Raw genomic sequence first — 11,425 nt, 5'->3', positions numbered from 1 at the left:
CACAGCCGTGGCCACACCCTAGCTCCGGAAACCTTCTCGCGTGGGGACGTGCGACGAGAGGATCCTTCCCCTTCGCCTTCCCCGGCAGGCGGGGGCACCGGCGAGGCTGCGTCAGGACAGTCGGTTCAGGACACGGGCGCCTGCGCCGCGCATACGGCGGAGTCCAGGTCGGACCGGATCTCCAGAAGCCGGTCGAGCCCCGTGATGGTGAAGACGCGCATCACCCGGGCGTGCGATACGGCGACGGTCATGGTCCCGCCGTGGCGCGCCAGCCGCTTCAGGCGTCCGACGACGATCCCCAGCCCGGTGGAGTCGAGGAAGGTGACGTCGGTCAGGTCGAGGGTCAGCCGACGACGTCCGTCGGCGATGAGAGCCTCCAGGGCGTCGCGCAGCACGGCGGCGGAGGTCACATCGATCTCACCGGCAACATGGACGATGTGCACCTCCCCGGCTTCGCTGGTCGTGACGGAGATGGACACCGGCCTACCGTAGAGCACATGTCCACCCCCCGCCCAGAGGCCGACGAGCTGCTCGACCTGCTGACCGACGGGCGCGAAGGGCGGCTGCGGCACGTCGAGCGCATCCCGGCCCGACCGGCCATCGATGTGGAGCTGCCCGACTGGGTCGCACCACCCCTTCGACAGTCGTTGGCGGGCGCCGGCATCGACCGGCTGTGGTCGCACCAGGCGAGCGCGGCGCAGGCGGCCCGGGACGGACAGCACGTCGCCCTCTCGACGGGCACGGCCTCGGGCAAGTCGCTCGGCTACCTCCTCCCTTCGCTCACCTCGGTACTCGAGGGCCGGTCCGCGGCCAACGGCAGGGGGGCGACCGCCCTCTACCTCTCCCCCACCAAAGCGCTGGCCGCCGACCAGCTCGCCCGGCTGCAGTCCTGGGCGGTGCCCGGGATCCGCGCGGCGACGTACGACGGGGACACCCCCACCGACGAGCGCCGCTGGATCCGCGACCACGCCGACATCATCCTCACCAACCCCGACCTGGTGCACCACTCGCTGCTGCCGGGGCACCGCAGCTGGGCCCACGTCCTGCGGCGGCTGCGCTACGTCGTCATCGACGAGTGCCACGTCTATCGGGGGATCTTCGGCTCGCACGTCGCGCTGCTGTTGCGCCGGCTGCGGCGGGTGGCGCGACGCTACGGCGCGGACCCGACCTTCGTCCTGGCCTCGGCGACCGTGGGCGACCCCGGCGGGCACGCCTCCCGGCTCATCGGTGACGAGGTGCTCGCCGTGACGCAGGACGGGTCCCCCCGGGGAGCGCTGACCTTCGGCCTGTGGCAGCCACCGGAGGACGACGAGGGCGCCCGCCGCTCCCCCACCACCGAGGCCGCCGAGCTCATGGCGCAGCTGGTCGGCCGGGACGTGCAGACACTCGCCTTCGCCCGGTCGCGGGCCGGCGTGGAGGCGCTGGCCTCGTCGGCGTCACGCCAGGTCAGCATGGCCGACGAAGGGAGGATCGCGGCCTACCGCGGCGGGTACCTCCCCGAGGAGAGACGGGTCATCGAGCGTCGACTGCGCGAGCGGGAGCTGCTCGGCCTCGCAGCGACCAACGCGCTCGAGCTGGGCATCGACATCGCCGGGCTCGACGTCGTCCTCATGGCCGGGTGGCCGGGACGACTCGCCTCCGTGTGGCAGCAGGCGGGGCGCGCCGGGCGCGACGGACAGGACGCCCTCGCCGTGCTGCTGGCCGCCGACGACCCCCTCGACTCCTGGGTCGTCGACCACCCGGAGGCGGTCTTCGACGCACCGGTCGAGGCGAGCGTCCTCGACCCGCTGAACCTGCGCGTCCTCGTGCCGCACGTGGCCTGCGCCGCCGCCGAGGCGCCGGTGACGCTCGCCGACGAGCAGTGGTTCGGCGAGCCCCTCGAGGCCGTGCTGGCGATGCTCGTGGAGCGCGGCATCCTGCGATCCCGGCCGGGCGGGTGGTTCTGGACGCGACCGGACCGGCCGGGTGAGCACGTCTCCCTGCGCGGTATCGGCGATGTCGTGAGCATCGTCGAAGCCAGGTCCGGCCGGGTCGTCGGGACCATCGACGAGGCCGCGGCGCACGCCCAGGTGCACACCGGCGCGGTCCACGTGCACCAGGGCCGGACGTGGGTGGTCACCGACCTCGACCTCGAGGGGGCGACCGCGACCGTGGTGCGCGGTGACCCCGGCTGGACGACTCAGTCGCAGTCGGTGTCGGCCTTCGACATCGTCGCCGAGGAGAGCGGCGTCGATCTGGGCCCGGTGCGGGTCAGCTTCGGCAGGGTCGACGTGCGGCGGCAGGTGACCGGCTTCCTGCGGCGGTTGCCCGGTGGCGAGGTCATCGGGACCCACCCGCTGGACCTGCCCGAGCGCACCCTGTCGACCCGGGCGGTGTGGTGGACGATGACGCCGCAGTCGTTGGCCGACGTCGGGGTCGCCGAGCCCGACGTCCCGGGTGCGGCGCATGCGGCGGAGCACGCCGCCATCGGGATGCTGCCGTTGCTCGCGCCCTGCGACCGGTGGGACATCGGTGGGGTGTCCACCGACTGCCACCCGGACACCGGGCTGCCGACGATCATGGTCTACGACGGCCACCCCGGGGGTGCCGGCTTCGCGGCGCGGGCCCACGAGCGGATCGAGCAGTGGCTGACGATGACCCGCGAGACGATCGCGGGCTGCGGGTGCGAGCGCGCCGGCTGTCCCGCCTGCGTCGTCTCCCCGAAGTGCGGCAACGGCAACGAGCCCCTGGACGCGCGCGCAGCGGTGGCGCTCCTTGACCTCGTGATCGGCGCCCTGCGCCCTACAGTTGACGAGGACGCCCACCCGGGCACCACCACCCGACCAGCGGAAAGGACCTCGTGATGGTCGTCCTCGGACTCGTGCTCGTGCTCCTCGCCCTCCTGCTGGGGGCCGCCCTGCTCATGGGTGCCTCCGCACCCGAAACCATGGGGCAGGACGTCGACATCCACGTCCTCGACGCCCTCACGCTCACCCTCAACCCGCTGACGCTCGTCATCGCCGGCATGGTCGTGATGTTCCTCCTGTGGCTCGGGCTGGTCCTGATCAAGACCACGCTGGCGCGCAAGGCCCGCCTGCGCCGGGAGCACAAGGCCGCCGAGTTGGAGGCCCGTGAGCGCCGGGAGCGCGAGGAGGCCGAGGCCGCCGAGCGGGCACGGCAGGAGGAGGGTGAGCGCCAGCTGGAGGAGCGCCGCGTCGCGGAGGAACGCCTCCTCGCGCAGGAACGCCGCCGCGCCGAGGAGACCGCCGCAACCCGGCCCACCGGGAATCCCGCCCCGGCCGCACCCAGTGACCCGACCCGCCCGGTACCCCGACAGGGCGCCGCCGACGAGACCACCGCCATCCCCCGCGAGGGCACCCGTCCGATCGACCGGGAGCCCGGCGGGCCCGGGACCACTGGGAACTGAGCCACAGCGACGCTCACCCCGGCCCCGCGAGGGCCTGCCCCTCGGCGACCTCCGGACCTACTCCGGCCAGCCGGTGGGAGATCGGTACCGACGTGGTCACGCTCGCGATTCCCCCGACGTCGACCGAGCATCCGACGAGCCGCGCGGCCTGACCACGGGCGACCCTGCGGGCCCGGGCACAGGCCCTGACCGGGTCGGCGTGCTGCTGGAAGTCTCCGGCCGCGGCGAGCGCCGCCAGGTCTGCGGACGAGCGAGCCACGTGCGCGGCGCGGAGCACGCCGAGGACCGCCAGCCCGCCGATCGTCACCGTGAGCACGGCGACGATCACGCCCAGGGCCAGGACGGTGGCGGACCCGGACTCGTCCCGACATCGGCGGACTCGTCGGCCCACTCGCGGGCCCTGCGGCTCAGGGTGCACGATCGAGCGACTCCATCCGCGCCGTGGAGGAGCAGCGCGTGCCCTGCCCGATCCAGGCCAACCCGACCGGCGCGGGTGCCGCCACGGCGACGCTCACATCGGCACCCGCACGGGACACCTCGATGGTCGCCGACTCCGGGGCCGTCTGCTGCGCGTCCCGCACGGCACGCACCGTCGACTCACCCCTGGCCACCTCGCGCACGGCGACCCTCGCCGCATCGACGCACCGCACCTGGTCGACACCCCAGGCGAGGGCCGACAAGCAGATCACGAGGACCACGATGACCGCGGGGAAGGTGAGGGCGAGCTCCGCCGTCACCATCCCCGCGTCATCGCCTCCCCTACCGGATACCGAGCGCCTCGACGATGACACCGGTCAGTCCCGACTCGATCGAACCCGACTTCACGACCGCCAGCAGGACGATCGCGAAGGTGCAGGCCGCCAGCGTGCCCACCGCGTACTCGGCAGTGGTCATGCCGGCCTCGCAGGCCAGTCGTGCCCGGTGACGCCATCGCACGATGCTTCTCCTCATGGGGTGCTCCTCACCTCGGGCGGCGCGGGGTGCGCCGCGGTGAGGTCCACCCTTCGCCCTTGAGCCGGTGCGCAGGATGTTGCCGGAGAAGGTGTGCACGGTGGGTGCGCATTGCGCCCGGTTGTGGACGAGTTCCGCCTGTCGCCCACGCCGGCCGCGGCGTCCTAGAGTGTCCAGATGGACACCGTGGTCGATGCAGTCGTCGGGATCAACGACATCTACTGGTACCTCGTGATCGTCTTGCTCGTCGTCGCCGGGCTGACGTTCACGATCTGGTCGGTGGTGGTCCAGATCCGCTTCCTGCCGGAGATGTTCCGTGCGATCACCGAGAGGCCGTCCGGCACGAAGGACGAGCACGGTATCTCCGCCTTCCGTGCCTTCACGATCTCTGCGGCCTCCCGCGTGGGCACGGGCAACGTCGCCGGTGTCGCGGTCGCCATCACGCTCGGTGGCCCCGGCGCGGTGTTCTGGATGTGGATGCTCGCCCTCATCGGCGGCGCGACGGCCTTCGTCGAGTCCACGCTCGCCCAGCTGTACAAGGTCCGCGGCAGCGACAGCTACGTCGGCGGTCCGGCCTACTACATCCGTGACGGGCTGCGGCTGCCGTGGCTCGCCGGCATCTTCGCCGTGCTCATCACGGTCACCTACGGTTTCGTCTTCAACTCCGTACAGGCCAACTCGATCTCCGCGTCCGTCCAGGGCAACATCGGCGGCAACGAGACCCTGATCGCCTGGGTCGTGGGCATCGCCCTCGCCGGGATCACGGCTGCGGTGATCTTCGGCGGTGTCCGCCGGGTCTCCGCGGTCACCGAGGTGGTCGTGCCGGTCATGGCCGTTGCCTACATCGCCATCGCGCTGTTCGTCGTCGCGATCAACATCGAGCACGTCCCCGCGATGTTCGCCCTGATCGTCGAGCACGCCCTCGGGTTCCGCGAGATCGCCGGCGCCGCCTTCGGTGCGGCCCTGATGCAGGGCATGCGGCGTGGCCTCTTCTCCAACGAGGCCGGCATGGGCTCGGTCCCCAACGCCGCTGCGACCGCGTCCGTCTCGCACCCGGTCAAGCAGGGGCTCGTGCAGACGCTCGGCGTCTACTTCGACACGATCGTCGTCTGCTCCGCGACCGCCTTCATCATCCTGCTGAGCAACCCCTCCTTCGGGATGGACCAGCCCCAAGGCATCCAGCTGACCCAGAACGCTCTGCAGGGTCAGGTCGGGACCTGGGCCGGGCCGTTCCTGTCCGTCGTGATCTTCTTCCTCGCCTGGTCCTCGGTGCTGGGCAACACGTACTACGGGGAGGCCAACATCCGCTTCCTCAGCGGCTCCGAGCGCGCGCTGACCGCCTTCCGGGTCCTGGTCGTCCTCTGTGTCATCGGCGGGTCGCTCGGCTCGGTGGCTCTCGTGTGGAGCCTGGCCGACCTCTTCATGGGTTTCATGGCCACGATCAACCTCATCGCCATCCTGCCCCTGGCCGGCCTGACGATGGCGCTGCTGCGCGACTACAGCGAGCAGAAGGCACAAGGGCGCAACCCGGTCTTCCACCGCAAGGACCTGCCGCAGGCACGGGGGGTGTCGCTCTGGGACGACGAGGACATCGAGGTCTGGACCAAGGACGAGGAACCCGTCCGGTGAGCGGTCACCGTCGCCGGCCTCTCACGACAACTGGGACCCGACGAGCACGGCCACGAGCGGGATGACTGCGGTGGCGATGAAGGCCGGCAGAAAGCACAACCCCAAGGGGAGCACGAGCATGACCGCAGCCGAGCCGCCGGCCTGCTCGAGTCGTCGCGCCTCCGTCTCACGCAGGGTCGTGGCCGCATCGAGCAGGACCCGCGCGGAGGGGGCGCCGACGGCATCGGCGACGACGAAGGCCGTCGCCGTCGGCGCCCAGACGTCCCGGGCGTAACCCCAGGCCTCGCTCATCGGACGACCCCAGCGAAGGGCGGCTGCCACCCTGATCAGGTCCTCCGCCGCTCCCGGTGCGGCCACCTCCGCCACCTCTTCGAGGGCTTGGTCCAAACCACGCCCGGACTGCAGGGCGAGGGCGAGCAGGACGCTGGCGTCGGCCACGTCCTCGACAGTGACACCGTCCCGAGCAGGAGGTGGCTGCAGATCCGCAGGACGCGACCACCACCCACACCGCGAGGCCGCTGAGGGCCAGGCCACGACGGCGGTGAGCACCAGGGCCACGACCACTGCGCTCACCGGTGCACCTCGGCGGCCACGGCCCGGGAGAGCACCCAGCGGCAGACGATCCAGCCGATGGCGGTCAGGCCCAGCCCGACGCACGCACTGACCATCGTCACCGGGCTGTGGCCATAGACCTCCCAAGGAGCGAGCCCGAAGGTCAGGCCGGCGAGCAGTCCGGCGAGTGGGAGCAGCGTGAGCATCCGCATCGTGGCCCGCGCTCCGGACGTCGAGGCGTCCAGACGACGTCGCGCCTGGACCTGTGCGCGCAGCACCTGCGCGCTCGTCGTCATCGAGGGCGCCAGCGCCACGCCCAGGGCCTCGCTGAGCGCCCACGCCCCGGCCAGCGCGCCCAGCTCCGGACGCTGCTGCGCGTGCGCGCGCCACACCTGGCCGGCGGGACCGCCCGAGGAGAGCTGCTCGTGCACCTCGGCGAGCACATCCGCCCACGGCTGCGGGGCCTCGCGCGCCACCACCTCCACGGCCGTCACCGGGGTTGCCCCCGACCGCAGCGTCATCGCGATCAGGTCGGCCACCCGAGCCAGGCCCTCGAGGTCGTCCAGCGGGGAGGCGCGGGCTCGCCACCACGACGGTCCGGGCCGCGTCGTGCCCACTGGAACGCCGGTGGCGACGCGCCGTCCCGGCCAGCACAGCACCGCGGCGAGGACGAGGGAGATGACGGGCAGGCTCACGACGCACCATCGGGGAGCATGCCGATGGAGTCCACGACCCGTCGACCGCCGACCCGGCGAAGGTGGATGACCACGTCGATGGCGCTGGCCACCTGCGCGCGTACCGCATCACGGTTCATGCCGGCCAGGGCACCGAGCGCTTCCAGGCGGCTCATCACGTCCTCGGCGCGGTTGGCGTGGAGGGTGCCGCAGCCCCCTTCGTGTCCGGTGTTGAGGGCGAGGAGCAGGTCGCGTACCTCGGCCCCGCGGACCTCTCCGACAACCAACCGATCCGGCCTCATCCGCAGCGCCTGGCGTACGAGATCGACCATCGTCACCTCCCCGGCGCCCTCGGTGTTGGCCGAGCGCGCCTGCAGGAGCACGACGTGCCGGTGGTCCACCTGGATCTCACCGACGTCCTCGACGACCACCAGTCGCTCGTCCTGCGGCACCTCTGCCAGCAGCGCGGCCAGCAGTGTCGTCTTGCCCGTGCCCGTCCCTCCGGTGATGACGTGGGCACGCCGCTGGCCGACGACCTCGCGCAGCTGCTCGGCCTGCGCGGGGGTCGCCATCCCGAGGTCGACCAAGTGGTCCAACCCACCGCCGCGGTGCCGTGGGATGCGCAGGCTCACGTGGGGGCCGCCGCTGACGAGCGGTGGCAGGACGGCATGCAGGCGGATCCCACGAGGCAGCAACCCGTCGACCCAAGGCTGGGCATCATCCAGCCGCCGTGCGGCCATCGCCGCCAGTCGGGTCGCGAGCCTGCGGACGGCAGCGGCGTCCCCGACCTCGACGCCTAAGGCCGGTGCGACACCCGCGCCACGGTCGACCCACACGGACCCGTCGCCGTTGACGAGGACGTCCGTCACGCTCTCATCGGCCACCAACGGCTCGAGCACCCCCAGCCCCATCAGCTCTGCCTGCAGCTCGTCGGTGCGCCGTCGAGCTCCCCCGGCGCCCAGCCGCACCGCCTCGGAGTGGGCCACGTCGGCGATGGCCGAGCCGTCCGGCGCCCGTCCCGCCCGCACCTGTGCATCGATGGCACTCGACCACCTCACGAGACCAGCCCCAGCGCACGCTCGTGATGCGTGCCGCTGACGACCCCACCCGCTGCGGGCAGGACCTCCACCAGGGCGCGAGCCACCTCGCCGACCGACCCGCGGGGGCGGGGCGCTCGACCGCGGGCCTCGTCACGCGGCACCCCCGGATCGTCGGCGAGGTGCTCCAGCAGCGGCAGCCCGAGGTGGTCTGCGGCTTGCGCCGACACCCGCTCGGCCCGACGTGGACCGCGGGTGACCACCAGGGCCCGCTCGGACAGCTCACCGAGCCCGACGACCCACTGCTCCCCGTCCCGCAGCCATCGCGGGCGCAGCCCCACAAGGACGATGATGATGTCCGCGCACGCGGCCAGCTCCCCGGGCAGTGGCCCGGCAGGCACGTCGAGGACGACCGGCCCGATGTGGGCCAGGGCCTCGACGACCGCCGTGGTCGTCGAGACGCTCGGCGCCTGCCCTCGCGCCGCGAGAACCGGCACCGATCCCGTGGGCAGTCGTCGACGCAGCCCCTCCGCATCGACGTGCCCCTCGTGCTCGGCAAGATCGCCCCACCGCAGCCCGTCGAGGTGCTCGATCGCCACGGTGGCGTCCAGGCCGCCACCCGAGAAGTCCGCGTCGACGAGCGTCGGCGCACGACCCCGAGCAAGTGCGGTGCCGGTGACCGCAGTGAGGGTCGAGGCGCCCAACCCACCGGAGGCGCCGGTGACGAGAATCATGGGATGCATGCCCCGGAGTCTGCCGACGTGTCGGCCCTGGGGGGCCCGCTCTCGAGCTGCTGTGGACCGCCACGACGGGCGATGAGCGCGTGTGGACATCCGCGTGGGGACAAAGGACGGCCCCGGCGGGGGAGCGCCGGGGCCGTCAACGCTCGGACTCCGGGGGGAGGGAGCCGCGCGTTGCCGCTCAACCCGTGGGGAGCGGCTGCATCCAACTTTAACGGTCTGTGGACACAACGCAATTCCTAACAACTGTCACATTTGCGACGGGTGTTCACATGCGCCGAAGACCGTATCCGAGGGGTCAGGACAACCCCTGGGAACCCTCCAGAAATCGTCAGGGCGGTCTCAGCCGATACGACCCGCCCGGACCGAGTCGGCGATCCGCCAGCCCTCCTCGGCGCCCGCCACGAGCGAGTCACCACAGTGCTGGAGCCACAGGACCAGACCCGGCTGGCCGCCGTGGACGTAGCCGTTCAACGAGCCGAGGTACGCGGGTCCCCCTTCGTGCCCGTGCCCCGCCTCGGGCACCGCGACACGTGTCGGGTCGAGCCCGGTCTCGGCTATCAGAGCGCGCTCCACCGCGCGGGCGACCAGTCCATTGCCCACGACGAAGGGACGCACAGTGGCGATCTCCGCGTGGACGACCGACGCGACGACGAGCGCCGGGGCCCCACTCGCGCCCTGCATGAGCTCGATGATGCCGTTCAGCCGGTCACGCAGCTCGAGTCCGGTGGGGGCGACCCCGAGATCAGCGAACTCCTCGCAGCCCTCCCCCCCACGACGCGGCCGGCCCAGCTGGTCCGCATCGTCGACGAGCTGGGCCGCGGCGACGGTGTGCAGCCGCGCCAAGGCCTGACCGGGCGAGCGGGTGACCAGCTGACCCAGGTGCTCGGTCTCGGACGTCGCTGAGATCGCACCGTGGATGACCCGCTCCGCGGGGTCGGGCTCCGGGTTGCGCTCACGGGCACCGCGCATGAGGTCGCGCACGATGGATGCGGTCGACCGGGCCCCGTCGAGCTCGGCACTCGCCCAGGCACCGCGCACCCGGGACTCCGCGGCAGCCTCGGGGATGCGCCGTCGCAAGGCCTCGTGCCACCGCAGCTGCGTACACACCTCCCGGACGTGCTCGGACGCCGCTGACACCTCAGGAAGGTCAGCGATCGTGGTCAGGGCGGTCAGGAGGGGACTGGGATTGGCCACCAGCACAGCGTAGGCCGCACTAGTCTGCGGCCATGACCGCCGGCCTGCACCTACCCACTGTGGTGGTCGTCTCGGGCGCGTTCATCGCCTGCGGTCTGCTCGTCGCGTTCCTGCGTTGGAGACGCCACAGCCCCGGCTTCATCTCGGTCACCGACCAGGCGACCTACGAGACCCTGCACACGGCGTCCGTCGCGGCACGCCACCTCGCCGACGGATTCACCGACGAGGGGTGCGAGCGAGCAGCCCCCTTCCTGCGGGCGATGCTCGCCACGCCCGCCCTGGCGATCTGCGACCGCAGCAGCGTGCTCGTCTGGGATGGCGAAGGGAGGCACCACCTGCCCGCCGTCATGGACCAGGGGCAGACTGTGCTCTCCTCGGGACGAACCCTCGTCCTCGGGCCGGAGTCGGTCACCTGCAGCTCGCTGGAGTGCCCGTTGCGCGCGGCCGTCCTCGCCCCGGTGTCCGTCGAGGGACGGGTGATCGGACTGATCGCCGGGTTCGGGCCCGCCGCGTCCGCCGGCCTCGCGCGCGCTGCCGAGGAGGTCGCCTCCTGGGTGGCCACCCAGGTCGAGCTGGCCGAGCTCTCGCACCAGCGCACCCGCGCCATGGAGGCCGAGCTGCGCGCCCTGCGCGCCCAGATCTCCCCGCACTTCATCTACAACAGCCTCGCGGCGATCGCCTCGTTCGTGCGGACGGACCCGGCCCGGGCCCGCGAGTTGCTGCTCGAGTTCGCCGACTTCACTCGCTACGCCCTACGACGCGACGGTGCCTTCACGACCGTCAGCGAGGAGCTGCGCAATGTCGAGCGCTACCTCGTCCTCGAGCAGGCCCGCTTCGGCGAGCGACTGGGCATCACACTGAAGATCGCTCCCGAGGTGTTGCCGGTGCGGGTGCCGTATCTGTCCATCCAGCCCCTCGTGGAGAACGCCGTGCGCCACGGTCTGGCCCCGAAGGAGGGACCCGGTCAGATCACGCTGAGCGCGATCGACCACGGCACCGACGCCGAATTCGCAGTCGATGACGACGGCGTCGGAGCCGACCCGGAGGCCATCCGCAAGGTTCTCGACGGGCAGTCACGGGCCGACTCCGTCGGCCTCGGCAACGTCGACGCCCGACTGCGCCAGGTCTATGGTGAGGAGTTCGGCCTCGTCGTCGACACGGCACCGGACGCGGGGATGCGGGTCTCCTTCCGGGTACCCAAGTATTCCCCGGCCCTGGAGGAACCCGCCTAGTGTGGCC

At 72.1% G+C, this 11,425-nt stretch carries 13 protein-coding genes; 4 read left to right on the top strand and 9 right to left on the bottom strand.

From position 1 onward, the window contains the following. Window positions 1–125: 125 nt before the first annotated feature. The gene (locus BJY20_RS10755) at window positions 126–479 is read right to left on the bottom strand and encodes an anti-sigma factor antagonist (protein ID WP_185991519.1); all 354 of its coding nucleotides are present in this window, start codon (window positions 477–479) and stop codon (window positions 126–128) included. Between the two features lie 18 nt (window positions 480–497). Between BJY20_RS10755 and BJY20_RS10750 the strand changes: the two genes are divergently transcribed. Both BJY20_RS10750 and BJY20_RS10745 read left to right on the top strand, forming a co-directional pair. Beyond that, window positions 498–2,843, top strand: a complete 2,346-nt coding sequence (locus BJY20_RS10750; RefSeq protein WP_185991518.1) for a DEAD/DEAH box helicase — start codon at window positions 498–500, stop codon at window positions 2,841–2,843. Beyond that, complete coding sequence (locus tag BJY20_RS10745) at window positions 2,843–3,406, top strand: hypothetical protein (protein WP_185991517.1); 564 nt, start codon at window positions 2,843–2,845, stop codon at window positions 3,404–3,406. Before BJY20_RS10750 ends, BJY20_RS10745 begins: the two co-directional genes overlap by 1 nt. A gap of 13 nt (window positions 3,407–3,419) precedes the next feature. On the opposite strand, the gene BJY20_RS10740 is transcribed toward BJY20_RS10745, so the two are convergent. From BJY20_RS10740 to BJY20_RS10730, 3 genes are read right to left on the bottom strand one after another with little or no spacing between them, the layout of a single operon-like run. Then, a complete protein-coding gene (locus BJY20_RS10740; protein ID WP_185991516.1) occupies window positions 3,420–3,797 on the bottom strand; it encodes an Rv3654c family TadE-like protein in 378 nt (125 codons plus the stop codon). A 16-nt stretch (window positions 3,798–3,813) separates the two neighbouring features. Continuing rightward, window positions 3,814–4,146 (bottom strand): TadE family type IV pilus minor pilin, encoded by a 333-nt coding sequence (locus BJY20_RS10735; RefSeq protein ID WP_185991515.1) that lies wholly within the window; start codon window positions 4,144–4,146, stop codon window positions 3,814–3,816. Between the two features lie 19 nt (window positions 4,147–4,165). Then, the gene (locus BJY20_RS10730) at window positions 4,166–4,357 is read right to left on the bottom strand and encodes a DUF4244 domain-containing protein (protein WP_185991514.1); all 192 of its coding nucleotides are present in this window, start codon (window positions 4,355–4,357) and stop codon (window positions 4,166–4,168) included. Window positions 4,358–4,534: 177 nt separating this feature from the next. Here BJY20_RS10730 and BJY20_RS10725 point away from each other — a divergent pair, with 177 nt between their 5' ends. Beyond that, window positions 4,535–5,986, top strand: a complete 1,452-nt coding sequence (locus tag BJY20_RS10725) for an alanine/glycine:cation symporter family protein (RefSeq protein ID WP_185991513.1) — start codon at window positions 4,535–4,537, stop codon at window positions 5,984–5,986. A 21-nt stretch (window positions 5,987–6,007) separates the two neighbouring features. Here the strand turns inward: BJY20_RS10725 and BJY20_RS10720 are convergent, their stop codons facing one another. The 5 genes from BJY20_RS10720 to BJY20_RS10700 form a co-directional block, all read right to left on the bottom strand. Then, the gene (locus BJY20_RS10720) at window positions 6,008–6,559 is read right to left on the bottom strand and encodes a type II secretion system F family protein (protein WP_185991512.1); all 552 of its coding nucleotides are present in this window, start codon (window positions 6,557–6,559) and stop codon (window positions 6,008–6,010) included. Further along, window positions 6,556–7,233: a type II secretion system F family protein gene (locus tag BJY20_RS10715; protein ID WP_185991511.1), complete on the bottom strand. Its 678-nt coding sequence runs from the start codon at window positions 7,231–7,233 to the stop codon at window positions 6,556–6,558. Before BJY20_RS10715 ends, BJY20_RS10720 begins: the two co-directional genes overlap by 4 nt. After that, complete coding sequence (locus tag BJY20_RS10710; RefSeq protein ID WP_185991510.1) at window positions 7,230–8,270, bottom strand: TadA family conjugal transfer-associated ATPase; 1,041 nt, start codon at window positions 8,268–8,270, stop codon at window positions 7,230–7,232. Before BJY20_RS10710 ends, BJY20_RS10715 begins: the two co-directional genes overlap by 4 nt. Then, window positions 8,267–8,992 (bottom strand): CpaE-like family protein, encoded by a 726-nt coding sequence (locus BJY20_RS10705; RefSeq protein ID WP_185991509.1) that lies wholly within the window; start codon window positions 8,990–8,992, stop codon window positions 8,267–8,269. Before BJY20_RS10705 ends, BJY20_RS10710 begins: the two co-directional genes overlap by 4 nt. Before the next feature lie 339 nt (window positions 8,993–9,331). Continuing rightward, window positions 9,332–10,186 carry a Fic family protein gene (locus tag BJY20_RS10700; protein WP_185991508.1) on the bottom strand — a complete coding sequence of 285 codons (855 nt, stop codon included), beginning with the start codon at window positions 10,184–10,186 and terminating at the stop codon, window positions 9,332–9,334. A 32-nt stretch (window positions 10,187–10,218) separates the two neighbouring features. Between BJY20_RS10700 and BJY20_RS10695 the strand changes: the two genes are divergently transcribed. Then, entirely contained in the window at window positions 10,219–11,418 is a 1,200-nt protein-coding gene (locus BJY20_RS10695; protein WP_185991507.1) for a sensor histidine kinase, read from the top strand. Window positions 11,419–11,425: the final 7 nt, after the last annotated feature.

The sequence above is a fragment of the Janibacter cremeus genome, assembly GCF_013409205.1.
Lineage (GTDB): Bacteria > Actinomycetota > Actinomycetes > Actinomycetales > Dermatophilaceae > Janibacter > Janibacter cremeus.
This window is presented reverse-complemented; position numbering and strand designations above follow the sequence as displayed.